Origin of the sequence: Streptomyces sp. G45 (assembly GCF_049542095.1) — a bacterium.
Taxonomy (GTDB): Bacteria; Actinomycetota; Actinomycetes; order Streptomycetales; family Streptomycetaceae; genus Streptomyces.
Genome location: NZ_JBMUZU010000001.1, coordinates 3991407 through 4015502 on the forward strand (window position 1 = coordinate 3991407; position 24096 = coordinate 4015502).

19 protein-coding genes and 4 pseudogenes are annotated in these 24096 nt (G+C 74.0%); 9 read left to right on the forward strand and 14 right to left on the reverse strand.

Annotated elements, in window-relative coordinates; all coding sequences use genetic code 11:
• Positions 1 to 118: 118 nt before the first annotated feature.
• A complete protein-coding gene (locus ACOBQU_RS16300; RefSeq protein ID WP_423634535.1) occupies positions 119 to 931 on the reverse strand; it encodes a menaquinone biosynthetic enzyme MqnA/MqnD family protein in 813 nt (270 codons plus the stop codon).
• Between the two features lie 402 nt (positions 932 to 1333).
• Between ACOBQU_RS16300 and ACOBQU_RS16305 the strand changes: the two genes are divergently transcribed.
• Positions 1334 to 1537, forward strand: coding sequence for a cold-shock protein (locus ACOBQU_RS16305; RefSeq protein ID WP_108954893.1), 204 nt, complete (start codon positions 1334 to 1336; stop codon positions 1535 to 1537).
• A gap of 145 nt (positions 1538 to 1682) precedes the next feature.
• On the opposite strand, the gene ACOBQU_RS16310 is transcribed toward ACOBQU_RS16305, so the two are convergent.
• From ACOBQU_RS16310 to ACOBQU_RS16335, 6 genes and pseudogenes are all read right to left on the reverse strand, one after another.
• A complete protein-coding gene (locus ACOBQU_RS16310; RefSeq protein WP_423627709.1) occupies positions 1683 to 2456 on the reverse strand; it encodes an ABC transporter ATP-binding protein in 774 nt (257 codons plus the stop codon).
• A complete protein-coding gene (locus ACOBQU_RS16315) occupies positions 2453 to 3388 on the reverse strand; it encodes an ABC transporter ATP-binding protein (RefSeq protein WP_423627711.1) in 936 nt (311 codons plus the stop codon). The genes ACOBQU_RS16310 and ACOBQU_RS16315 overlap by 4 nt, the downstream gene beginning before the upstream one ends.
• The gene (locus ACOBQU_RS16320) at positions 3388 to 4230 is read right to left on the reverse strand and encodes an ABC transporter permease (protein WP_423627712.1); all 843 of its coding nucleotides are present in this window, start codon (positions 4228 to 4230) and stop codon (positions 3388 to 3390) included. The genes ACOBQU_RS16315 and ACOBQU_RS16320 overlap by 1 nt, the downstream gene beginning before the upstream one ends.
• Complete coding sequence (locus ACOBQU_RS16325) at positions 4227 to 5174, reverse strand: ABC transporter permease (protein WP_423627714.1); 948 nt, start codon at positions 5172 to 5174, stop codon at positions 4227 to 4229. The genes ACOBQU_RS16320 and ACOBQU_RS16325 overlap by 4 nt, the downstream gene beginning before the upstream one ends.
• A gap of 5 nt (positions 5175 to 5179) precedes the next feature.
• Positions 5180 to 6844: an ABC transporter substrate-binding protein gene (locus ACOBQU_RS16330; protein WP_423627716.1), complete on the reverse strand. Its 1665-nt coding sequence runs from the start codon at positions 6842 to 6844 to the stop codon at positions 5180 to 5182.
• Positions 6841 to 8030 (reverse strand): annotated as a pseudogene (locus ACOBQU_RS16335) (C45 family autoproteolytic acyltransferase/hydolase). The gene ACOBQU_RS16330 and the pseudogene ACOBQU_RS16335 overlap by 4 nt, the downstream one beginning before the upstream one ends.
• 422 nt (positions 8031 to 8452) lie before the next feature.
• Between ACOBQU_RS16335 and ACOBQU_RS16340 the strand changes: the two are divergent.
• Complete coding sequence (locus ACOBQU_RS16340; protein ID WP_423627718.1) at positions 8453 to 9298, forward strand: MurR/RpiR family transcriptional regulator; 846 nt, start codon at positions 8453 to 8455, stop codon at positions 9296 to 9298.
• Positions 9299 to 9563: 265 nt separating this feature from the next.
• Here the strand turns inward: ACOBQU_RS16340 and ACOBQU_RS16345 are convergent, their stop codons facing one another.
• Entirely contained in the window at positions 9564 to 10142 is a 579-nt protein-coding gene (locus ACOBQU_RS16345; protein WP_423627720.1) for a helix-turn-helix domain-containing protein, read from the reverse strand.
• A 79-nt stretch (positions 10143 to 10221) separates the two neighbouring features.
• Here ACOBQU_RS16345 and ACOBQU_RS16350 point away from each other — a divergent pair.
• The 4 genes and pseudogenes from ACOBQU_RS16350 to ACOBQU_RS16365 form a co-directional block, all read left to right on the forward strand.
• A pseudogene (locus tag ACOBQU_RS16350) lies at positions 10222 to 11046 on the forward strand (AzlC family ABC transporter permease); the annotation flags it as partial.
• Positions 11047 to 11192: 146 nt separating this feature from the next.
• Complete coding sequence (locus tag ACOBQU_RS16355) at positions 11193 to 11507, forward strand: AzlD domain-containing protein (protein ID WP_423627722.1); 315 nt, start codon at positions 11193 to 11195, stop codon at positions 11505 to 11507.
• A gap of 90 nt (positions 11508 to 11597) precedes the next feature.
• Positions 11598 to 12605: an AraC family transcriptional regulator gene (locus ACOBQU_RS16360; protein ID WP_423627724.1), complete on the forward strand. Its 1008-nt coding sequence runs from the start codon at positions 11598 to 11600 to the stop codon at positions 12603 to 12605.
• Positions 12606 to 12800: 195 nt separating this feature from the next.
• Positions 12801 to 13280 carry a cupin domain-containing protein gene (locus tag ACOBQU_RS16365; RefSeq protein ID WP_423627726.1) on the forward strand — a complete coding sequence of 160 codons (480 nt, stop codon included), beginning with the start codon at positions 12801 to 12803 and terminating at the stop codon, positions 13278 to 13280.
• 86 nt (positions 13281 to 13366) lie between these two features.
• Here ACOBQU_RS16365 and ACOBQU_RS16370 read toward each other — a convergent pair whose 3' ends face one another.
• Entirely contained in the window at positions 13367 to 14788 is a 1422-nt protein-coding gene (locus ACOBQU_RS16370; RefSeq protein ID WP_423627728.1) for an MFS transporter, read from the reverse strand.
• A 168-nt stretch (positions 14789 to 14956) separates the two neighbouring features.
• On the opposite strand from ACOBQU_RS16370, the gene ACOBQU_RS16375 reads away from it, so the two are divergent.
• Entirely contained in the window at positions 14957 to 15814 is an 858-nt protein-coding gene (locus ACOBQU_RS16375; protein ID WP_423627729.1) for a helix-turn-helix domain-containing protein, read from the forward strand.
• Between the two features lie 3 nt (positions 15815 to 15817).
• Here ACOBQU_RS16375 and ACOBQU_RS16380 read toward each other — a convergent pair whose 3' ends face one another.
• Positions 15818 to 17389 carry an alpha/beta hydrolase gene (locus ACOBQU_RS16380; RefSeq protein ID WP_423627731.1) on the reverse strand — a complete coding sequence of 524 codons (1572 nt, stop codon included), beginning with the start codon at positions 17387 to 17389 and terminating at the stop codon, positions 15818 to 15820.
• A 293-nt stretch (positions 17390 to 17682) separates the two neighbouring features.
• On the opposite strand from ACOBQU_RS16380, the gene ACOBQU_RS16385 reads away from it, so the two are divergent.
• Complete coding sequence (locus ACOBQU_RS16385; protein WP_423627733.1) at positions 17683 to 19035, forward strand: 3-oxoacyl-ACP reductase; 1353 nt, start codon at positions 17683 to 17685, stop codon at positions 19033 to 19035.
• A 77-nt stretch (positions 19036 to 19112) separates the two neighbouring features.
• Positions 19113 to 19972, forward strand: a pseudogene (locus tag ACOBQU_RS16390) (MaoC family dehydratase).
• Here ACOBQU_RS16390 and ACOBQU_RS16395 read toward each other — a convergent pair.
• The 4 genes and pseudogenes from ACOBQU_RS16395 to mqnE all read right to left on the reverse strand — a co-directional run.
• Positions 19958 to 20575, reverse strand: coding sequence for a TetR/AcrR family transcriptional regulator (locus tag ACOBQU_RS16395; RefSeq protein ID WP_423634537.1), 618 nt, complete (start codon positions 20573 to 20575; stop codon positions 19958 to 19960). The pseudogene ACOBQU_RS16390 and the gene ACOBQU_RS16395 overlap by 15 nt on opposite strands.
• A gap of 216 nt (positions 20576 to 20791) precedes the next feature.
• Positions 20792 to 22120, reverse strand: a complete 1329-nt coding sequence (locus ACOBQU_RS16400; protein ID WP_423627735.1) for a dicarboxylate/amino acid:cation symporter — start codon at positions 22118 to 22120, stop codon at positions 20792 to 20794.
• Between the two features lie 395 nt (positions 22121 to 22515).
• On the reverse strand, positions 22516 to 22809 hold the full coding sequence (locus tag ACOBQU_RS16405; protein ID WP_423634539.1) for a DUF4229 domain-containing protein: 294 nt from the start codon (positions 22807 to 22809) through the stop codon (positions 22516 to 22518).
• A 123-nt stretch (positions 22810 to 22932) separates the two neighbouring features.
• A pseudogene (gene mqnE, locus ACOBQU_RS16410) lies at positions 22933 to 24084 on the reverse strand (aminofutalosine synthase MqnE); the annotation flags it as partial.
• Between the last annotated feature and the right edge of the window lie 12 nt (positions 24085 to 24096).

Sequence of the window (24096 nt, forward strand, 5' to 3'; positions counted from 1 at the left end):
ACTCCCCTTATTCCGCTCGCCCCGGAGACCGTTCTCACCCCGGAGGCCGTTCTCGCCCCCGGAGGCCGTTCTCGCCCCCGGAGGCCGTTCCGGGAAGGGGAATTCCCGCGGGCCCCGGTCAGGGCGTGAGCAGTTCCACGCGGACGTCGTCGGGGAAGCCGGTGGTCGGCCCGACCCGGCGGGCGAACTCGGCGACGCCTTCGAGCTGCGGGGCGCCGAAGCGGAAGTCCAGCGTCGTGAAGTACCGCTCCAGGACGCCCGCGTCGAAGGACTCCCAGCGCGCGGCCTGCTCGGCGACCTTGGTGACCTCTTCGAGGGAGAGGTCGCGCGAGGCGAGGAAGGCCTGGTGCACCTCGCGCACCACCTCCGGCTCGCGCGCCAGGTAGTCGCGCCGCGCCGCCCACACCGCGAAGACGAACGGCAGGCCCGTCCAGTCCTTCCACATCTGCCCGAGGTCGTGGACCTGAAGGCCGAGCCGGGGCGCGTCGATCAGGTTCGCCCGCAGCGCCGCGTCCCCGATGAGGACGGCCGCCTCCGCCTCGCGCATCATCAGGCCGAGGTCGGGCGGGCAGGTGTAGTAGTCGGGCCGTACGCCGTACCGCTCGGCCAGGAGCAGCTGCGCGAGCCGCACGGAGGTGCGCGAGGTCGAGCCGAGCGCCACCCGGGCGCCGTCGAGCCGGTCAAGCGGCACCTGCGACACGATGACGCAGGACATGACCGGGCCGTCGCAGCCCACGGCCAGGTCGGGGAAGGCCACCAGGTCGTCGGCGTTGCGCAGGAACTCGACCAGGGTGACCGGCGCGACGTCCAGCTCGCCGCGCACCAGCTGCTCGCTGAGCTTCTCCGGGGTGTCCTTGGTCAGCTCGAAGTCGAGCAGCGTGCCGGTCCGCGCGAGGCCCCAGTACAGGGGCAGGCAGTTCAGGAACTGGATGTGGCCGACGCGCGGGCGTGCGGTGCGGCGGGAGGCGGGGAGCGGGTCGGCTCCGGCGGCCCCGCCCGAGGTGTCAGCGGGAGAATTGTCCACATCGGTGAGGCTAGCCCGCATGCGGTACGGTCCGGGCGCCGGGGGCCCGGCGACGCCCCGGCGGGCCCGCGCGGACCGGTGTCAAGCCGCCTCGCGGCGGTGTCAAACCTCCGAGTGACGTGATCTTGATCCCTATTGCTTCGGGGTGCTTGCGTGCTAAGCTCGCCGCAAGTTGCAGTTTGGTTTCCCTTGCAGTACAGAGCCTGCGGAGCATGTGACCCGCGGGCTCTCGTCGTTTTCAGACTTTTGCAGTTGTTTAAACAATCGCAGGTTCTGGAGCAGGGCAACCCTTTGGCCCAAGGAGGGCTTATGGCTACCGGAACCGTGAAGTGGTTCAACGCCGAAAAGGGCTTTGGCTTCATCGCCCAGGAAGGCGGCGGCCCCGACGTCTTCGTTCACTACTCCGCGATCAACGCCAGCGGTTTCCGCTCCCTTGAGGAGAACCAGGCGGTCACCTTCGACGTCACGCAGGGCCCGAAGGGCCCGCAGGCGGAGAACGTCACCCCCCAGTAAGGGTGGCTTGATCCAGCCGACCCTCTTCCGGGGTCGCCTGATCCGGACCTGAAGCAGTACCCAAGGAGCCCCCACACCAGTGGGGGCTCCTGCCTTTCTGGCCCCTGGGCCTTGGGCAGGGGTTCATCGCGCTGCGCGCTCGTCCTCAAACGCCGGACGGGCTTCTTCTTGGTACCGCGGCCAGTAGCTTCTGGGTGTACGCGTGCTCGGGAGCCGTCAGGACCTGGGAGGTCGGGCCGTGCTCCACGGGGTGGCCCCGCCGCATCACCAGGACGGAGTCCGTGACGTGCTGGACCACCGCCAGGTCGTGGCTGACGAAGAGCAGGGCCACGCCCGTGTCGCGGCGGATCTCGGCGAGCAGGTGCAGGATCTGCGCCTGGATGGAGACGTCGAGCGCGGCGACCGCCTCGTCCAGGACGAGGATCCTCGGGTCCACGGCCAGGGCCCGGGCGATCGCGAGCCGCTGGCGCTGCCCGCCGGACAGGTCCCGGGGCCGGGCGTCGGCCTCCCGGGCGCCGAGGCCCACCCGGTCCAGGAGGTCGCGGGAGAGCGCCTCGTCCCTGCCGTGCAGGCGCAGGGCCGTACGCAGGCACTGGGTGGCGGTCAGGCGCGGGTCCAGGGAGACGTAGGGGTCCTGGAACACCATCTGGATCTCCTTGGCGCGGGCCAGGCGGGCCGCCCGGCCCCGGGGCGCGCGGGGCTCGCGGCGGCGGCCCGCGACCGTGACGGTCCCCCGGTCCGGCGGGACCAGGCCGACGAGCATCCGGGCCACCGTGGTCTTGCCGGAGCCCGACTCGCCGACGACGCCCAGGGCGCCGCCCTCGGGGATCGTGAAGGACACGTCGTCGGCGGCCGTGTGGGTGCCGCCGCCGGGCAGGCGGTACGTCTTGGTGAGGTGCTCCGCGGTCAGCAGCGTCATGACTGGTGGGCCTTCTCCTTCAGGCAGGCGGCGGTGCCTCCGCCGGGGACCGGCGCCGGGACGGGCCGCCAGCTGCCGCACGCGGGCTCCGCCTCCCCGCAGCGGTCCACGAACGGGCAGCCGTCGAAGGCGTCCGCGAGGGACGGCGGGCGGCCCGGGATGGGGCGCGGCGGGCCGGTGGTGGCGCCGAGGGCCGGGGAGCAGGACAGCAGGCCCCGGGTGTAGGGGTGGGCGGGGGTCTCGAAGAGGGCGTCGGCGGTGCGCGCCTCGACCACATGGCCCGCGTACATCACGTACACCCGGTCGCAGTAGGCCGCCGCGAGGTGCAGGTCGTGGGTGATGAGCAGCAGGCCCAGGCCGTGCTCGTCGCGCAGGGCGCGCAGCAGGTCCAGGATGTCGGCCTGGGTGGTGACGTCCAGGGCGCTGGTGGCCTCGTCGGCGAGGAGCAGCCGGGGGCGGGCGGCGAGGGCCCCGGCGATCACGACGCGCTGGAGCATGCCGCCGGACAGTTCGTGCGGGCGCTGGCGCAGGCGGCGGGCGGGCTCGGTGAGGCCGACGGAGGCCAGCAGCTCGGCGGCCTCGGAGCGGCTCGCGCCGCGCTCGGTGAGGAAGTCGCCGACGCGGCGCACCGGGTTCAGGGCGGCGCGCGGGTCCTGGTGGACCATCGCGACCGACCCGGCGCGGTGGGCGCGCAGGCTCTCGCCGGTGAGCGCGAGCACGTCGGTGCCGTCGAACCGCACCGAACCGGAGGCCTCGGACCCGGCCGGGAGCAGGCCCAGCGCGGCCTTCGCGGTGGTCGACTTGCCCGAGCCCGACTCGCCCACCAGGGCGACGACCTCGCCCGGGGCGACGGTCAGGGACACGGCCGCGAGCAGCGGGCGGGCGGCGCCCGGGACGCGCACCGTCAGCTCCTCGATGTCCAGCAGGGTCATCAGGACCTCCCCAGGCGGTCGGCGGCCCAGACGCCGACGACGTTGAAACAGACCACCACCAGGGCGATGGCGGTGCCGGGCACCAGCGCCGGGAGCATCGCGCCCTGCACGATCGCGGCCTGGCCCTCCTGCACCATCAGGCCCCAGTCGGACGCGGGCGGCTGCGCGCCGAAGCCCAGGTACGACAGGGTGGCGAGGGACATCAGGGCCTCTCCGAAGAGCACCACCAGATAGCCGACGACGGCCCGGCCCAGGTTCGGCACCAGATAGCGGGCGCAGATGCGGGCGCCGCCCATGCCCTGGATCCGGTAGGCGTCCACGTACGGCTTGCGGGCCTCGGCGAGCGCCAGGGAGCGGGTGTACTTGGCGATGGTGGGCGTGAAGGCAAGGCCGAGGGCGAGGACGGACGTCGTCATGCCCGCGCCGAACACCGCGATGATCAGGACGGTGAACAGCAGCCCCGGGAAGGCGTACATCACGTCCGTGAGCCGGGAGACCAGGGCGTCGACCCAGCCGCCGCGCCAGGCCGCGAGCACTCCGAGGGTGACGCCGAGCGCGCCCGCGACGGCGAGCAGCAGCAGCGGGGCGACGAGGCTGGCGCGGGCGCCGTACAGGGCGCGGGACAGCAGGTCCTGGCCGGAGGAGTCGGTGCCGAGGAGGTGCTCGCGGCCGGTGCCGACGAGGGACGCGGACAGGTCGATGGCGTCCGGGGCGTAGGGGGCGAGCAGCGGCGCGCAGAGCGCGGCGAGCACCACCAGGGCGAGGACCGTGGCGGCGACGAGGACGCCGACGGGGCGGCGGGCCCGTACCGCGGGGAGCGGGGCGATGGCGGTGGCCGTCATGACCGCACCTCCTTGACGCGGGGGTCGAGCAGCGGGTGCACGGCGTCGACGAGCGTCGTCACCGCGATGTAGCCGGTCACCATGAGCAGCAGCACGGCCTGCGCGACCGGGAAGTCATGGGTGTTGATGGCGCCGACGAGCAGCGAGCCGATGCCGCTGAGGCCGAAGGCGGTCTCCACGACGACGGTCCCGGCGAGCATCCCGGCCATGACCAGGCCGCACATGGTGACGATGGGGCCGAGCGCGTTGCGCAGGACGTGGCGGCGGACGATGTCCCGCTCGGGCACTCCGGAGGCGCGGGCCGCCTCCACGTGGTCGGAGGCCGCCGCGTCCGCCATGGCCTGCCGGGTGACCCGGCTGACCAGGGCGAGCGCGCCGAGCGCCAGCGACAGGGCGGGCAGCGTCAGATGGTGCACGGTGCCGAGGAACCCGGAGCCGCCGCCGGTCACCGGGAACCAGCCGAGGCGCACCCCGAAGAACGACACCAGGGCGATGGCCGCGACGAACGACGGCACCGAGGCGGCGAGCGTGGTCACGCCCACCACCGCCGAGTCGACCCAGGTGTTCCGCTTCACCGCGGCGAGGATTCCGGCGCCGACGCCGAGGACGACGAACAGGACCGTGGCGTACAGGACGAGGTGGAGGGTCGTCGGGAAGCGGGCGGCCACCAGGTCGGACACCTGGTCGCTGTACTTGAAGGAGCGGCCGAGGTCGAGGTGGAGGCAGTCCCACAGCCAGCGGCCGTACTGGGCGAACAGCGGCTCGTCCAGGTGGTACTCGGCGCGCACCTGGGCCAGGCGCTCGGGGGTGAGCTTGTCGCGGCCGCCCGCGAGGAACACGGCGGGGTCGCCCGGAGCGGCGTACACGGCGGCGAAGATGACGAACGACGCGGCGAAGAGCGTGGCGAGGACGCCCGCGAGGCGCCGCAGTGCGCGTACGGCCACGGTGGTCACCCGGCCTTCCGGAGCCCCAGGCGCGCGGCCCAGGGGTAGTAGAGGTAGGACTGGGAGGCGGGCGGTCCGGTCAGGCGGTCGCTGAGGACCAGGGCGGTGGGGACCTGCGCCACGGGGATCCACACGGCGGCCTCGACGAACCGGCGCTGGACGTCGGTGGTGAGCCGGGCCCGCTTGCCGTCGTCGAGGGTGGCGAGGGCGCGGCGCACGAGGCGGTCGTAGGCGGCGTCCTTGAAGCCGACCCAGTTGTTGGACGAGTCGGACAGGCCGTTGTCGTAGAAGCCCATGGGGTCGGACTTGGAGATGTACCAGTCGCCGACGAGGACGTCGATGCCGTCGCGGGCGCCGGGGTCGCTGTAGAACTCCTCGAACTGCGCGGGCGGCACGGTCTTGATCCGCGCCGTGACGCCGATGCGCTGGAGGGCGGCGCGGGTGGCGTTGGCGACGACCGTGCGGCCCTGGCTGCTGTCGGTGCCGATGACGACGGGGTCGGCGGGGGCGCCCGCCTCCTTGACGAGTGCCCTGGCCTCGGCGAGGTCGTCGGCGGTCGGCGTCGCGGGGGCGAGGGCGCCCAGCTTCCTCTGCGCGGCGGCGAACCGGCGCGTCTCGTAGCCCCAGGCTCCGGCGCCGACGGGGGCGGCCCACGGCTGGACGAGCCCGCCGTAGCCGGAGGTGGCGATGCCCTTGCGGTCCAGGGAGAGCGACAGGGCGCGGCGGATCGCCGGGGCCTTCAGGCCGCCGCGGGCGGTGGGGATGAGCACGAGCGAGGCGGTGGACGGGCCGTAGTACTGCTTCAGGTTCCTGGCGCGGCGCAGGGCCGCCGCCGTGTTGGGCGACTCGGCGTACGCGCCGTCGGCGGCGCCCGTCTTCAGGGCGTTGACCAGGGCGCTGTCGGAGGCCCAGCGGAACGTGACGCGCCGGGTCAGGGGCCGCGCGCCCCAGTAGCCGTCGTACGCCTCGATGGTGAGGGAGTCGCCGGACTTCCAGCTCTTCAGGCGGTACGGGCCCGAGCAGGCGTCGGCCTGGCCGGGCGTGCCGAACTCCTTGCCCGCGCGGGTCACCTGGGGCGGGTTCCAGACGATGCCCGCGTCGCCCGCGAGGGCCTTGGTGAACAGGGCGTCGGGGGCCTTGAAGCGGATGGTGACCTCGCGGGCGCCGGTCTTGCGCATCGAGGACACGTTGCCGAACTCGTCGGACTGCTCCATGTCGTCACGCGCGTGCCGCTTGAGGCTCCACAGGACGGCGTCGGCGGTGAGCTTCGAGCCGTCGTGGAAGGTGACGCCGTCGCGGACGGTGAGGACGAGCGTGCGGTCGTCGGGGGTGCGGGCCTTCTCGGCGAGGAACGGCTTGACGCTCATGTCGGGCTGCAACTGGTAGAGCCGCTCGCACACGTTGGTGAGCACGACGCGGCCCGCGCTGCTGCCCTGCCGGTCCAGGTCGAGCGAGTCGGGCTCGTCCTCCAGGAGCCAGTCGGCCTGGTCGAGGCGGCCGTGGGCGGCCGGGGTCAGGGGCATGAGGCGCAGCTTCGCGGCGTCGGCCGGGGCGCCGCCGAGGGCGTTGGTGTCGGCGCCCGCGCAGCCCGCGGCGGCGAGCAGGCAGGCGGCGGCGAGCCCGGCCCCGGCGGCCCGCGCCCGTCTCGTGGTGCTCGTGGGTGGTGTCATCCGGCGTCTCCGTACGGGCCGTCGTAGAGGTTCCAGGGGAGGTGCTGGTAGTCGCGGTCGCAGGGCGTGCCCGCGGTGACGCGGTAGTCGCCGGTCGTCAGGTCCACGCAGGAGGAGACCAGCGTGGCCCAGCGCCTCAGCTCGGGGCGGCGCGGGTCCGGGTGGGTGCACAGGGACTCGGGGTGGCCGAGGTGGTCGGACATGGCCTGCTTGATGATCTTGAGTGACTCGTCGGGTCCGGTGGCGGCGGCCAGGGCCCGCAGGCCCTGCTCCGCGCGCGGGACGCGGACCAGGGAGTCCGGGGACATCGGGCGGTACCCCGGGGCGAGGGCGGCGGGCACCCCCGCCTGGTAGTGGTTGCCGTGCACGAGCAGCCCGTTGGTCGGGTACATCCAGCCGTGGCCCGCGGGGGTGGTCTCCAGGTCGAGCGCGAAGCCCTCGCGGCAGGTCAGGAGCGCGTTGGACGCGATGTGGGCGCGCGTGCGGCACAGCACCGTCACGGCGTCGGTGACGGCATGCTGGTCCAGGACCGTGCGGCGGACCACGGTCTGGGGCAGGCCGACGGCGTCGCTGAAGCGCCCGCCGAGGCCGTTGGCGTTCAGCGCGATGCCCGCGGAGTTGGCGCCCTGGCGGCCGATCTGGCCCGCCTCGACCTGCATGATCAGGGTCGGCTTCGGGGGCTGGACGATGCGCAGCATCACGACCGTGTCGGCGACCCCGGCGCGCCAGTCCCAGTTCTGCCCGGCGTAGACGTGGCCGTCGCCGCTGGCGGGGCCGTAGGCGGCGAAGGAGGTGCAGCCATCGGCGGCCTCGTCGTCGGCCTCGCCGTCCGGGGCGGCCTCCTGGATGTGCTTGAACGACCGGTCGTAGATCACCTCCCCCGCGCGTTCAGCGCGAGGACGTCGAGCAGGTCCACGCCCGCGCCCTCGGCTATGCCCGCCATCTCCTCCACCAGGTGGGGCGCGTAGTCGCGTACGGGGGTGAGCCAGCGGGCGGCGCGCGCCGTCACCTGCGCCCAGGTCAGCCCCGCGGACTGGCCGAACGCGGCCTCGTAGTACGCGAGGGCGGCCCGCACCTGCGGCCGGACCGCCTCCCCGTACTGCCGCCCGCGCTCCTGGGGCGCGCCGGACACCTCCACGAGCGGAAGCATCCGGGCGGACCGTTCTGCAGTGGTGCGCGGCGCCATTCTTCTCCTGTAACGTTGGTTACGAACAGCGTCCCGATTGGAACGCGCTTCTCAGGAGAGTAACGGCCGTCACACGGGAGTCAAGACCTGTAATGAATATTTCAGAGCCGTCGGGGGGCGGAGCGAGCGCGTCCGGTGGGCGGGGCGGGTCCGCCGAGGGGCCCGGCGCGACCGCGGGGCCGGGGGCGCCCGGGGCCGCCGCCGGGAGGTCAGGGGCGGCCGGGAGGGCTGGCGCGCCCAGGCGCTCCGGGGCGGCCAAGGCCGCCGGAGGGTCCGGGGCGGGCGAAGGGTCCGGGGCCGCGGGGGCCGTACGGGGCGCGGCGGCTGCCGGGGCCACCGAGGCCGCCGGGAAGGCCGAGGCGGACGGGGGGCCGGGGGCGGCCGAAGGGGCCGAGGGCGGGGCGGCCCGGTTGCGGGCCGCCGTGCGCGGCCAGTGGGAGACGCTGTCCGCCTCCGAGCGCGCCGTCGCCCAGTACCTGGCGAGCGCCCCCGCCGAGTCGCTGCTCTTCGCCTCAGCGCAGGAGCTGGGCACGGCCAGCGGCACCAGCAACGCCACGGTCGTCCGCGCCCTCCAGCGCCTCGGGTACGCGGGCCTGCCCGCCCTCAAGCGCGACCTCGCCACGGACTTCACGGCGGCCGTCGCCCCCGAGGTGCGGCTCGCCAAGCGCATCGCGCACGTCGGCCGGGACCTCGGCGGCATCTGGGACGAGGTCTTCGACGAGGCCGCCGAGCGCATCGAGCACGCCCGCCGCCTCACCCCGGACGACGCCCTGCGCACGGCGGTCGGCGTCCTCGCGGAGGCGGGCGAGATCCACGCCTACGGGGTCGCGGCGTCCGAACTCGCCGCGCGGCACCTGGCGTTGGCCCTGGGGCGCATCGGCCGCCGCGCCCGGTACGTGGGCGCGACCGGCTTCGCCCTCGCCGACGCGCTGCTCGCCCTGCGGCAGGGCGACGCCGTGGTCATCTTCCAGCCGGGCCGGGCACTGCCGGAGCTGACGGTGCTCATCGAGCGGGCGCGGGCCGTGGGAGCGCGGGTGCTGCTCGTGACGGACGAGCTGGCGGAGCGGTTCGGAAGCCGGGTGGACGCGGTGCTCACGGCTCCGCACACACCCACGGGGATCACCACGGAGGCGCTGACCGCGCTGGTCGTGGCGGACGCGCTGCTGCTGGCGCTCACCGCGCTCGACGAGGCCCGGGCCGTCGACACGTCCCACCAACTCACGGCCTTGCGGGAGCAGTTGCTGGCCCCGAGACCGCGGAAGGGGTAACCCGGCCGGGAGCCCCCATACCCGCCCCTTCACCGAAACCATGGGGCTCCGCCCCTGGCACCCCCGTTCATCGCGCTGGCGCGCTCGTCCTCAAACGCCGGACGGGCTGGATTGTGCGGGCTGGGCTGGATTCTGCGGGTGCGGCAGGTTTTCAGCCCGTCCGGCGTTTGAGGACGAGCCGCGAAGCGGCAATCATGCGGGGTGCCAGGGGCGGCAGCCCATGGTTTCGGTGAAGGGGCGGGACTGGGGCGCCCCCCGCGAGGCCCTACACGTGCTGCATGACCAGGACGAACGTCGTACCCGGCACCAACGCCTCGTACAGATGCGGCACATCACCCCGGTACGACATGTAGTCCCCCGGAAGCAGCTCCACCGTCTCGTCCCGCGGCCCGGCGAGCAGCCGCCCCGTGCTGACGACCAGATGCTCGACCGTCCCGGGATTATGGGCGTCGGACTCCCGCGCGGCCCCCGGCTCCATCGCCCCGTGGTAGATGTCCCGCCGCACCCCGGCGGGGCACGCCGACAGCAGCGTCCCCGCGTACGAGGCCCGCTCGGCGTACATCGTGGGCCCCTCCCCCGCCCGGATCACGGTCACGGCGGGCGCGGGCGACTCGGTGAGCGCGCTGAAGGGCACGCCGAGCGCCACGGCGAGCGCCCACACCGTCTCGATGCCCGGGTTGCCGGTCGCCGCCTCCAGCTGGGACAGCGTGGACTTGGCGATCCCGGCACGCTTGGCCAGTTCGGAGAGGGAGAGCCCGGCCCGGACCCGCTCCCGCCGCAGCGCCCCGGCGACCCACTCGCGGGGCGTTCCCGAGGCGCCGCCCGCGCCCCCGGTCGTCGTCATGTCATGCGCTCCCTGTTCGCTACATCGGGTCACTCGTTCGGCTTGACGAACGCGACGCGATCTGCCCATCCTACGACGCATGCGTTCGCCACACCGAACGGCCGGACCCGCAGAGCGAACCCGCGGGGTCGTCCGCCTCTCCGACCTGCCCCCGGGCGTCCTGCGCGACATCGCGCTGCTGTGGGTCGCCGACCTCACCGTGGGCGTTTCCTTCGGCGCCATCTCCGTGGCCAGCGGCCTGCCCCTGTGGGTGCCGGTGGTCATGTCGGTGCTCGTGTACGCGGGCGCCGCGCAGTTCAGCGCGGTCGCCGTGCTCACCGCGGGCGGCGGCCCCGTGGCCGCGGCGGCGACGGGACTGCTGCTCAACACCCGTACGGCGGCGTTCGGCCTGGCGGTCGGCGGCAGCCTCGGCCGGTCCTGGGCCGCGCGCCTGGTGGGCGCCCACCTCATCACCGACGAGACGACGGCGTTCGCCATGGCCCAGCCCGACGCGACCCGGCGGAAGGCGGCGTTCTGGATCACCGGGATCGGGGAGTTCGCCGTCTGGAACCTGGGCGTCCTCGCCGGGGCGCTCGCGGGTTCGGCGCTCGGCGACACGGCCCGGTTCGGCCTTGACGCCGCGTTCCCCGCGGTGCTGGTCGCGCTGGTCCTGCCGGTGCTGCGGGCGGGCGACGGGAAGGCGGGCCCTGACGGGGACGGGGACGGAGGCGGCGGCGCGGGCCGAGTCGAGGGCGGGGACGGAGGCGCGGGCGCGGGCCGGGGCACGCGGCGCGCCGCCGCGGTCGGCGCGGTGCTCGCGCTCGCCGCGACGCCGCTGCTGCCCGCGGGGCTGCCGGTCCTGCTGGCCCTCCTCGGCCTGCTGGCCACCGTGCGCCGCCCTGGGAAGGGCGCCTCCTCCCGCCCCGGGACGGGCACCTCCCCAAGCCCCGGGACGGGCGCCTCCCCCAGCCCCGGAACGGCCGCCTCCCCCCACCCCGAGAAGGGCACCTCCCCCACCCCCCGGACAGGCCCCGAGATCGACACCCCCCACCGCCCCCAGAAAGGCACCCCGTGAACGCCCAGCTCGCCTGCGTCCTCGTCCTCGCCGCGGGCACCTACGCCTTCCGCCTGGCCGGGCCCGCCCTGCACGGCCGCGTCGAGATACCCGCCCGCGTCCAGGAGCTGCTCACCATCGGCGCCACGGTCCTGCTGGTGGCGCTCCTCGCGACCGGCGCCCTGACCGAGGGCCACGGCTTCGCGGGCTGGTCCCGCCCCGCGGGCGTCCTCGTCGCCGTCGCCCTGGCCTGGCGCCGGGCCCCCTTCGCCGTGGTCGTCCTGGGGGCGGCGGCCACCACGGCCCTGCTCCGCCTGACCGGCCTCACCTAGCCCCGAACGACCGGTGGATACCGGCCAGCGTGGCGCGCGCCCGCCCCGGCGGGTTCGTGCGGCGGGCGCCCGGGGCTAACGTCAGGGGTCATGGCCAGGCCGACGATCACCGTGCACCACGTGCGGGCGGTGCTGCGCGGCGCCCGGCGCGGCGGCGTCGACACCGTGCCGCTGCTGCGGGCCGCGCGGATCCCGCCGCCGCTGCTCGGTGACGACCGGGCCCGTGTGACGGCGGCCCAGTTCGCCCGCCTGTTCCGGGAGTCGTACCGGGCCACGCAGGACGAGTTCATCGGCCTCGGCTCGGCGCGGAGCAGGCCCGGCACGTTCGCGATGATGTGCCACGCCTCGCTCGGCTGCCGCGACCTGGGGGCGGCGATGGAGCGCGGGGTCACCTTCTACGGCCTGTTCCCCGGGGGCCCCGACCTGGCGCTCACGCGGTCGCGCGACGCCGCCGTCCTCACCGTACGCAACGACCTGGACCAGGACTTCTTCCTCGCCGAGTGCCTGGTCATGGTCTGGCACCGGCTGTGCGGCTGGCTGATCGGCCACCGCATCCCGCTGCGGTGGGCGGACTTCGGCCATCCGCCGCCCCCGCACGGGCACGAGTACGCGGGGCTGTTCGGCTGCCCGGTGCGCTTCGGGGCGCAGCGCACGGGCGCGGGGCTCGACGCGCGCTGGCTGGACGCGCCGCTGGTGCGGGACGAGGCGGCGCTCGCGGCGATGCTGCGGCGCGCGCCGTTCGACCTGCTGTCGCGGCGGGAGTACGGCACGACGGTCGCCGAGCAGGTGCGGCGCGCCCTCGTCACGGCGCTGCGGACGTCGCCGCGGCTGCCCTCGCTGGGCGAGGTGGCGGCGCGGCTGGCGCTCAGCCCGTCGACGCTGCGGCGCAGGCTGGCGCGGGAGTCCACGTCGTACCAGGAGGTGAAGGACGCGGTGCGGCGCGACGCGGCGATCGCGGGCCTCGCCGAGGGCCACGAGCCGATCGCGGACCTCGCGGCACGGCTCGGCTTCTCCGAGGACACCGCGTTCCACCGGGCGTTCCGCCGCTGGACGGGCACCACCCCCGGAACGTACCGGGACGCCGGACGCCACACCTGACCCCGCCCCACGCGACCGACGGGACGCCCAGCGAACCCGAGCGTCCACGCCCCCCTCCCCCGCGGGTGGGCCGCTACGGCCGCTCCACGCCCCCTGGTGCAATTTCCATACACCGTTAGGATATTCCGACCCGCGTCATGGGCGGGCCGCCGCGCGGTCGCGGAGAGGCAGTCGAGCACGCAGGAGGAGTCGGCCATGTCGTACCCGGACCCGCGCTACTTCGGCGACGAGGGCGAGGTCAGCGCGGTCTACCGACCGGCCGGCGCGCCGCCCGACCACAGCACGCCGGTGCAGGACATCCACTACCTGGCCACCGCCCTCACCACACAGGGGGAGTTCGGCCTCTACAAGGTCGACATGGGGCCGCGGGCGGGCGGGCCAAGGACGCACTTCCACAAGGGGATATCGGAGTCGTTCTACATTCTCGACGGCGAACTGGAGCTGTACGACGGCGAGAAGTGGTTCACCGGGCGGCCCGGTGACTTCCTGTACGTGCCCGTCGGCGGGCTGCACGCCTTCAAGAACGTGTCCGACAAGCCGATGTCGATGCTGATGCTGTTCTCGCCCGGGGCCCCGCGCGAGGGGTACTTCGAGAACGTGGCGGAGATGGCCCAGCGCGGGGGCGAGGAGTTCGGGCGGTTCCTCGTGGAGCACGACAGCTTCTTCGTGGAGTAGTTGGAGCAGGAGGGCGAGCCAGGGCTGGTGCTGGCGCCGCCGGGCGGCAGGGCTCGGCGGCTGTCGCTCCCCCTCGCCAGCCGCGCTCACCGACCGCCGTGGCCCCTCGGCAGCAGCCACCCCGACAACCCCGCCGTCACCAGCAGCACCGCGCCCACCACCAGCAGCCCCGCCCGCATCCCGCTCACCGAGAAGCCGCCGTCCGCGCCGATGAGGGAGCCGAACAGGGCCACCGACAGGGCGCCGCCGGTCTGGCGCAGGGAGTTGAGCAGGCCGGACGCGGTGCCCGCGCGGTGGGCGGGGACGGCGTCCATCAGCTGGGCGGTGAGCGCGGGGACGGCGAGCGCGCCGCCGACGCCCGTCGGCGCGAGCAGCAGGAGCACCAGCCACACGGGCGTGTCCGCGTCCAGCGGAAGCAGCGCGAACATGGCGACCGCCAGGACGAGTTGACCGGCCACGATGACCGGGCGGCGGCCCCGGCGCTCGGAGACCCGGGCCGACACCAGGTTCGACGTGGTGATGAGCACGCCGAGCGGCACGAACAGCAGGCCCGTCGCGAGCCCCGACAGGCCCAGCAGCTTCTGGGCGTACAGGCCGAGCAGGAACACCACGCCGTAGAAGCCCGCGTTCACCGCGAAGCCGACGGCCAGCGACACCCCGACCTCGCGCTGGCGCAGCAGCGGCAGCGGCACCATCGGCGCCCGGTGGCGCCGCTCGGCCGCGCGGAAGCCGAACCCGGCGAGCACCGCGCACGCCAGCGCCCCGAGCACCGCCGGGTCCGTCCACCCCGTGTGGCCGCCCTCGATGACGGCGTACGCGAGCCCGGCGAGCGCGAGCACCGCGGTGAGCTGGCCCGGCACGTCGAGCGGGGCCGGGCGGCGCGGCGACGGCGCGACCCGGGTGAGGAGGGCCAGGATCAGGGCGCCCACCGGCAGGTTCAGCAGGAACACCGCGCGCCAGCCCACCGTCTGCGTGAGCAGCCCGCCGAGCACCGGCCCACCGGCCATGGCGGCCGAGCCGCCCACCGTCCACAGCGCGATGGCCCGGGCCCGGCGCCGCGCGTCGTCGTACGCCTGCCGGATCAGCGCCAGCGACGACGGCATCACCACGGCCGCCGCCGCGCCCTGCGCCACGCGTGCCGCGACCAGCGTCCCGATGCCGGGCGCGAGGGCGCAGGCCAGCGAGGCGGCGGTGAACAGCGCGGTCCCCCAGGCGTACGCGCGCCGCGCGCCCGCCCGGTCGGCGAGGGCCCCCGCGGAGATCATCAGCGCCGCGAACATCAGCGTGTACGCGTCCACGACCCACTGGAGGCCCGTCATGCCGCCGTGCAGCGAGGCCCGGATGTCCGGCAGCGCGATGTTCACGGCGGAGACGTCGATGGTGATGACGGTGAACCCGAGGAGCGAGGCGAGCAGCGCGAGCCCCGCGGGCGCGGGCCGCCGGGCCCGCGCGGCCGCCGACGGGACGCGGGTTCGGGAGGTTGGGGAGGTTGGGGAGGTGACGGACACGGATGCTGCCCTTTCAAGCGGGGTGCCAGGGGCGGCAGCCCCAGGTTTCGGGAGGGGGCGCGCCGCGAGGGCCACGCTCCCCCACCCCGCCCCGCCCCGGCAGGCCGCACCGTTCCTGGCCCTGACACGGCCCCCCACGCCCGCCCCCGACCACGGACAATGAAGGGCATGAAGAGCAGTGGCGGGACCGAGCTGGGGCGGTATCTGCGGGCCCGGCGGGCGCAGGTGCGCCCCGAGGACGTGGGCCTGCCCGCGGGCGCGGGCCTGCGCCGCACGCCGGGCCTGCGCCGCGAGGAGCTGGCGACGCTCGCGGGCGTGAGCGTGGACTACTACACGCGCCTGGAGCGCGGCCGCGAGACCAACCCGTCCCCGGCCGTGATCGACGCCCTCGCGCGCGCCCTGCGCCTGAAGGGCGACGCCCACGAGCGGCTGCACGACCTGGCGGAGCTGGCCTCGGGCAGGCTCACGGAACCGCACCCCACCACGGAGTCCACCGTGCGCGAGTCCGTCCAGCGGATGCTGGAGGCGCTGCGCCCGCTGCCCGCGTACGTCGTCGGCCCGTACAACCACGTGCTCGCCGCGAACGCGCCCGGCCGCCGTCTGATGCCCGGCCTGTGGGACTGGCCCGCCGAGGAGCGCAACGTCACCCGCTACCTCTTCCTGCACCCGGTCGGCCGCGAGCTGTACGTGCCGTGGGAGGAGACCGTCGCGCGGTCCGTCGCGCACCTGCGCGCGGTCGGCGGCCGCGACCCCGACTCCCCCGCCCTGGCCGCCCTGGTCGGCGAACTGGTCCTGAAGTCACCGCAGTTCGCCCGCCTGTGGGACCGGTACGAGGTGTGCGAGCGCAGCGGCGGCACCAAGACCTTCGCCCACCCCAAGGCGGGCCTGATGACGCTCACGTACGAGGTGATGCGCCTCGCCCGCACCGGCGGCCAGCGCCTGATCACCTACCAGGCCGAGCCGGGCAGCGCGGACGAGGAGGCCATGCTGCGCCTGGACCCGGCGGGGCGCACGGCGAGGCGGTGAGGCTCACTCCGCGGCGCACGAACTGCCGTTCTTCGGCAGCTGCCGGTAGAGCAGGAAGGCGTCGACCTTCCCGCGCACGCACTTGGAGCCGAAGTACCCCGTGTGCCCGTCGCCCCTGTTGTCGAGGACGACGGCGGACGGGCCGAGCCGCTCGGCGGTCTCCACCGCCCAGCGGTACGGGGTCGCCGGGTCACCGCGGGTGCCCACGAGGAGCATCTTCGGGGTGTCCACGTCGCGTACCTCGTCACGGATGTACGAGGTGCCGGGAGGCCGCCCGAAGCAGAGCAGGACCGGCATCAGCATCGACTTGCCGAACACCGGGGAGGCCTCCTCGAATTCGGCCCGGAGGCGGCCGATCTCCTTCTCCACGCGCCGCGCGTCGGGCCGGTCGGGGTCGTCGGCGCAGTTCACGGCCATCAGCGCGGCCGTCGCGTTGTCCTCGGGGACCGCGGTCGGGGCCGCGGCGCGCGCCTGGCCCACCACCCCGCCCATGCGCAGCAGCGCCCGCGGGTCGCCGTCCGCGAGGAGCGCGCCGAGCGCCTGCGACAGGGCGGGCCAGGCCTGGCGGCTGTAGAGGGCGCTGCCGAGGATCCCGACGACGTCCTGCCCGGTGAACTCCTCGCCCTCCGCGGACCGCAGCGGCATCGCGTCCAGGTCCTCGACGAGCCGGACCATGGCCTCGCGGGCGGTGCGCGCGTCCTCGCCGAAGACGCAGCCGGGGTTCCCGGTGCACCACAGCAGGAAGTTGTCGAGCGCGGTCTGCCGCCCCTCGGCGCCCACCAGGGCCTGCTCGTCGACGGGTTCGGTCAGCGTGTCGACGCCGTCGAGCACCATGCGGCCGACCTTCTTCGGGAACTGCGCCGCGTAGACCGCGCCGAGCCGCGTGCCGTAGGAGAACCCCAGGTAGTTCAGCTTCTTGTCGCCGAGCGCCTGGCGCATGACGTCCAGGTCGCGGGAGACGTTCACGGTGCCCATGTACGGCAGTACGGGGCCGGACTCCTCGGCGCAGCGCTCGGCGGTCCGGCGCAGCTCCGCGAGGACGGCCGCGGCGTCGTCCGGGTCCACGTCCGGCTCGTCCTCGGCCTCGCCGCCGCAGGTCACGGGCTCGCTCAGGCCTACGCCGCGGGGGTCGAAGCCGACCACGTCGTACCCCTTGCCCACGTACCCGAAGTCCCTCTTGGCGTCGGCGAGTCCGGACACGCCCGCGCCGCCGGGGCCGCCGAAGTTCACCAGGAGCGAGCCGCGCTTCTTCCCGCTGGACCTGACCTTCATCAGGGCGAGGTCGAGGGTGCCGCGGCCGGGGTCGGCGTACGTCAGCGGGACGGTGACCGTGCCGCAGGTGACGTCCTTGTCGTCGGTGACGCTCTCCGGGAGGAGCTGGACCTCGGGCTCGCACGGCTTCCACCTGACCTTCTGGGTGTAGAAGCGGGTGAGGTCGGGCTGCGCGGAACCGGAAGGGGCGGGGGCAGGGGCGGGCGCGGGAGCGGCGGCCGCGGGGAGGGCCGTGAGGGCCAGGGCGAGGGCCGTGGCGCCGGTGAGCACCGTGGGCCTGCGCACCGCCGTGGGCTTACGCACGGGCAACCTCCCAGAGGTCCGGTCCCCCTCCCGGCCACCCTAGGCGCCCCGGCTCCACCTCGCCCGTCCAGCGCCCCGGCCCCGGCGCGCGCACAGCACCCGTACAGCACCCGTACAGCGCCTGCACGAGGGGAATCCGGCGGCCGAGGGACGCACGGGGCGCACGGGAAACCCGCGCGCTACCACTGCTCAAGGATGTCCGCGCAGCTTCTCGACCAGCTCCTGACCCTTCAGTAACCTTACTGAAAAGTAAAGACAAGCCGAGCAGTCAAGCCCGAGCTGGGAGCTGAACCATGGCCGACCGCTATCTGTCGTTCACCCGCACCGCCCCCGGCCGGTTCGTCACCCGCAGACTCGGTCTCCCGCAGCCCGCCCCGCTGTGCCGCTGGTCGGCCGAACGGCCCGCGCTGGAGGGCCCGTTGCTCCACCTGACGGCGGGCGACACGCCCCTGCCGGGGCTGCACGAGGCGCTGACCCGCTCCGGACTGCCGCCGCACGCGGGCCCGTTGGGCACCCAGCGCCCGGCCGCCGTGGTCCTGGACGCCACCGCCGTCGCCTCGGTCACGGGCCTCGCGGACGTGCACGCCACGCTGCACCCGGTGGTCCGCTCGGTGCGGGACTGCGGCCGCGTGGTCGTGGTCGGCGCGCCGCCATCCCCCGCCGACCACCACCAGGCGGCGGCCCAGCAGGCCCTGGAGGGGTTCGTCCGCTCGCTGGCCAAGGAGTTGGGCCGGGGCAGGACCGCGACGCTGGTGCGGGCGCCGTCGGCCACGGCCGCCGAGCCGGTGCTGCGCTTCCTGCTGTCGCCGAAGTCGGCGTACGTGACCGGCCAGGTGATCGAGGCCCAAACCGAGCCCGAGCCCGAGCCGGAATCCGAGGCCGAGGCCAAGCCCAAGCCCGAGGCCGAACTGCCGGATCCGATACGCCCGTTGGCGGGCCGCACGGCCCTCGTCACCGGCGCGGCGCGCGGCATAGGCGAGGCGGTCGCGCACGTCCTGGCGCGCGACGGCGCCCATGTCGTCGCCCTGGACGTGCCCGCCGCCGCCCCGGACCTCGCGCGGGTCGCCGAGCGCGTCGGCGGCACCGCCCTGCCCGTCGACATCACCGCCGACGACGCGGGCGAGCGCGTCGCCGCCGCCCTGCCGGACGGCCTGCACGCCCTCGTGCACAACGCGGGCATCACCCGCGACCGGCGCTTCGCCGCCATGGCCGCCGACCGCTGGAGCGCGGTCCTTGAGGTCAACCTGGCGAGCGTGCTGCGCACCACCGACTTCCTGCTGAAGACCGGCACCGTGCGGCGCGGCGGCGCCATCGTGACCACGGCCTCCGTCGCGGGCCTCGCGGGCAACGCGGGCCAGACGAACTACGCCGCCAGCAAGGCGGGCGTCGTCGGCCTCGTCCGCTCCCTGGCCCCCCGCGCCCTCGCCGAGCACGGCGTGACCGTCAACGCCGTCGCCCCCGGCTTCATCGAGACCCGCATGACGGCCGCCGTCCCGCTGCTCATCCGCGAGGCCGGGCGCCGTCTGAACTCCCTGGGCCAGGCGGGCCGCCCGGTCGACGTGGCGGAGGCCGTGGCGTGGCTGGCGACCGGCCCGGTGAACGGGCAGGTGGTCAGGGTCTGCGGCCAGAGCCTCCTGGGTTCGTAGGCGGGCCCTCCCCGCAGTCCCGCCGACGGCCCCTGCCCGCCCGCCCCCACAGCCACCCCCCTGCGGAAAGGCCCCCCATGCCTGCCCCCTCGCTCGCCCTCACCCTCCTCAAGGGCGCGGCCCTCTCCCCCTCAAGCGCCCCCACCCCACCGACCGCCCCGTCGGCTCCCGCACCGCCCGCACCCGGGTCGACGTACGGCACCTCATCGCGTACGAGCGCATCTGCGGCTTCGCCACCGAGCGCGGCCCCGACGAGCCGCTTCCCCTGACCTACCCGCACGTCCTGGCCTTCCCGGCGACCGTGCGGCTGATGGCCGCGAGGAGCTTCCCGCTGCCGCTGCTCGGCCTGGTGCACACGTCCCTGGAGATCGTCAGCCACCGCGCCCCGCGCCCGTCCGAGGAGCTGGAACTCACCACGTACGCGGAGAAGTTGACGCCCCACCGGCGCGGCACGGCGGCGACCGTCGCCACCCGGGTGGACGTCGCCGACGGTGAGACGGTGTGGGAGTCCCGCAGCACGTACCTGGCGCGGCACAGGACCCCGGCACCGGCCGCGCCCCCACCAGCTGCCGAGGAGCCGCCCCCGCTGCCCGCGCACACCGAGTGGCACCTGCCCGACGACCTGGGCCGCCGCTACGCCGCCGCGTCCGGGGACCGCAACCCCATCCACCTGTACCCGGCGACGGCCCGCCCGTTCGGCTTCCCCCAGCCGATCGCGCACGGCATGTGGACGGTGGCGCGCTGCGCGGCGGAGCACGGGCGCGGCCACGCCTACGACCCGGACCAGCCCCGGTACCTGGCGGCCGAGTTCAGGGCGCCGGTGCCGCTGCCCGGGACGGTCGTGTACGGGGCCAAGGGCGAGGCCTTCGAGCTGCGCGACCCGCGCGGGCGGCTGCACCTGACGGGCCGGGTACGCCCCGGGCTACCGGGGCGGTGACCAGCGGCGGCCCTCCATGAGGCCGCCGAGCCCGGTCCAGGCGAAGTTCATGAGGGTGGCCGCCGCTTCCCTCGCGGTCACCGTGGGGTCGTCGTTGGCCCAGCCCGCGAGGGACTCGGCGGCGCCGACCAGTGCCTGGGCGAGGCCCGCGACCTCGCGGTCGGGCAGCTCCGGGTCCTGGTGGGCCTCGCGGGCGGCGGCCGCTATCAGGGCGGTCACGAAGGCGGCGATGCCCGCGCGCAGTTCGTTCACCTCGGCGACGAACGGCTCGCCGACGGCCCGCGCCTGGCGGTGCAGCACGGCCCAGGCGTCGGGGTGGCTCGCGGTGTGCTCGAAGAACGCCCGCAGGCCGTCCCAGAGCTGCCGGTCGGCGGGCAGGTCGGTGCGGACGGCGGCGCGCACGGCCGCGGTGAGCGCGGCGGCCTCACGCCGGATGCAGGCGGTGAACAGCTCTTCCTTGGAGTTCAGATAGAGGTACACCAGCGGCTTGGACACCCCGGCCAGCTCCGCGATCTCGTCCATGGACGCGGCCCGGTACCCGCGCCGCCCGAACGTCCGCACCGCGGCGTCCAGCATCTGCCGCTCCCGCACGGCCCGCGGCATCCGCTTCTGCCGCACGCCCCCACCCTGCCCGTCTCCCACCCCGACCGCCCCGCCCTAGCCCACCGACTGTCCACAGAGCACCCTACGGCGCCGAGGGAAAGCCGCCGACGGCGAAGAACCCCCACAGGGGGCCTCGCCCATGTCACCCGGCAGAAACGGGTGGGCGGGTGGGAGACCATCCACCGCGAAGCGGTGGGCACCCACCCGCCCCAGGCCCTACGCAGTAGCGGGCAGCGGCCCCTCATCCAGCGGCGAAGCGGACGCGTTGTCGTACGCCTCGCGGTCCAGGATCTTCTCGCGGGCCGCGACGACGACCGGCACCAGCGCCTGCCCGGCGACGTTCGTGGCGGTGCGCATCATGTCGAGGACCGGGTCGATGGCGAGGAGCAGGCCGACGCCCTCCATGGGCAGGCCGAGCGTGGACAGGGTCAGGGTGAGCATGACCGTGGCGCCCGTGAGACCGGCCGTGGCGGCCGAGCCGACGACGGAGACGAAGGCGATCAGCAGGTACTCCTTGATGCCCATGTTCACGTCGAAGATCTGCGCGACGAAGATCGCGGCGATCGCCGGGTAGATCGCGGCGCAGCCGTCCATCTTGGTGGTGGCGCCGAACGGCACCGCGAAGGACGTGTACTCCTTCGGCACTCCGAGGCGCTCGGTGACCTTCTGCGTGACCGGCATCGTGCCGACCGAGGAGCGGGAGACGAAGGCCAGCTGGATGGCGGGCCAGGCGCCCTTGAAGAACTGGAGCGGGTTGACCTTGGCAACCGTGGAGAGCAGCAGCGGGTAGACGCCGAACATCACCAGGGCGCAGCCGATGTAGATGTCCGCGGTGAACGTGGCGTACTTGCTGATCAGGTTCCAGCCGTAGTCGGCGATGGCGAAGCCGATGAGGCCGATGGTGCCGATCGGGGAGAGCTTGATGACCCACCACAGGGCCTTCTGGAGCAGCGCGAGGACGGACTCGCTGAGGTCCAGGATCGGCTTGGCCCGCTCGTCGCCGATCTTGAGGATGGCGATGCCCGCGACGGCGGCCATGAAGACGATCTGGAGGACGTTCAGCTGGGTGAAGGGCGTGATGACGTCCTTCGGGATGATGCCGGTGAGGAAGTCGATCCAGGAGCCCTCGTGCTGGGGCTTGGCGCCGTCCTTCGGGGTCAGGCCGGTGCCCGCGCCGGGGTTGGTGACCAGGCCGATGACGAGGCCGATGACGACCGCGATCAGCGACGTGATCATGAACCAGAGGAGGGTGCGGGTCGCCAGCCGGGCGGCGTTGTTGACCTTCCGCAGGTTGGTGATCGAGATCAGGATGGCGAAGAACACCAGCGGGGCGACGGCCAGCTTCAGCAGGCCGATGAAGGTGTCGCCGACCTTGGACAGGGTGGTAACCAGCCAGCTGATGTCCTGGCTGCGGGCCAGCCAGCCGAGCAGCACGCCGAGCACCAGACCGCCGAGGATCTGGGCCCAGAAGGGGAGCTTCAGGAAGTCGGGTATCCGGAAGCCGGGCTTCGGCTCCTCGGTGGGGGACGCGGAATTCGCGGACACGGACACACTCCGGGTGAAGACGGGGGACGTGGTGGAGCGGCGACCGCGAGGGGTCGGCGGGCACCGCTGCTTATGTCTGCGCGGGGATTCAGACGCGGCGACAGGCCGCGGACAGGCAGCGGCAGAGATCGACATGCAGGCGCGCCACGAGCGGGACGCTCATGGCGTCGCGGTGCGCGGCTGCTGTCTTCATGTCGAACACGTTAACACTTGAACTTTGAGGACATCAAAGGTCTTGTTTGAGGTAGGAGGGGCCCCAAGAGTCCCAGAAACGCCGGAACCCCGGTAGCGGAGCGGCAAGCTCCGGTACCGGGGTTCCCTGCGTACGACGGGGTCTGTGACGAACCTTACGGTCGCGCGGTGCGCGCGGCCTACGACGGCTCGGCGCGCGCGGCCTACGACTGCGCGGTGCGCGCGGCGTCGTCGGCGCGGTCCTCCTGGGTGCGGTTGCGCTCCAGACTGGCCTTGACGTCGTCGACCTTGGCGACGACCTTCTCCGAGGCCCGGTCGCGCTCCTTGCGCAGCACCACGAAGCTGATGGGCGCGGACACCACCAGGGCGAGCAGCGCCACCCACAGGAGGTTGGAACCGCCGAGGCCGCGCGGCACGACGCCGGAGTAGACGAGGCCCCAGACGACCACGAAGCAGCCCGCGAAGATCCCGAGGCGCATCAGCGTGTAGCGGAGCATGTCATTCCACTCTTCCGTTCCGAAACAGGCCCCTCCAGTGAAGCACGGCGGCCCTCCCGGGCAGGAGGGGGGTGCGGAGGGCTCTCCGCGCCGACCGCCACCGGCTCCGCGGTCAGAGGCGCATGGGCTGGGGGACTCCCGCAGCTCCCGGTCGGGGCCCGGGTACTCGCGGATGACCTCGTAGCGGGTGTTGCGCTCGACCGGGCGGAAGCCCGCCTCCCGGATCAGTTCGAGGAGGTCGTCGCGGGTCAGCTTGTTCGGCGTGCCGAAGTTGTCCGCGTCGTGCGTGATCTTGTACTCGACGACCGAGCCGTCCATGTCGTCCGCGCCGTGCTGGAGGGCGAGCTGGGCGGTGGCGACGCCGTGCATCACCCAGAAGACCTTGACGTGCGGGACGTTGTCGAAGAGCAGCCGGGAGACGGCGAAGGTCTTCAGGGCCTCGACGCCGGACGCCATCCGCGTGCGGGCCTGGAGGCGGTTGCGGACCTTGCCGTCCTTCATGTCCACGAAGTCGTGCTGGTAGCGCAGCGGGATGAAGACCTGGAAGCCGCCGGTCTCGTCCTGCAGCTCGCGCAGCCGAAGGACGTGGTCGACGCGGTGGCGCGGCTCCTCGATGTGGCCGTACAGCATCGTGCACGGGGTCTTCAGACCCTTCTGGTGCGCGAGGCGGTGGATGCGGGACCAGTCCTCCCAGTGGGTGCGGTGGTCCACGATGTGCTGGCGGACCTCCCAGTCGAAGATCTCCGCGCCGCCGCCGGTCAGCGACTCCAGACCGGCGTCGATCAGCTCGTCGAGGATCTCCGACGCGGACAGGCCGGAGATCGTCTCGAAGTGGTGGATCTCGGTGGCCGTGAAGGCCTTCAGGGAGACGTCCGGCAGCGCGGCCTTCAGCTCCCTGAGCGAGCGCGGGTAGTAGCGCCAGGGCAGGTTCGGGTGCAGGCCGTTGACGATGTGCAGCTCGGTGAGGTTCTCGCCCTCCATCGCCTTGGCGAGGCGGACGGCCTCCTCGATGCGCATCGTGTACGCGTCCTTCTCGCCCGGCTTGCGCTGGAAGGAGCAGTAGGCGCAGGACGCGGTGCACACGTTCGTCATGTTGAGGTGGCGGTTGACGTTGAAGTGCACCACGTCGCCGTTCTTGCGGGTGCGGACCTCGTGCGCGAGGCCGCCGAGCCAGGCCAGGTCGTCGGACTCGTACAGGGCGATGCCGTCCTCGCGGGTCAGCCGCTCCCCGGAGCGGACCTTCTCCTCAAGGTCGCGCTTGAGCCCTGCGTCCATTGCCGTACCTCT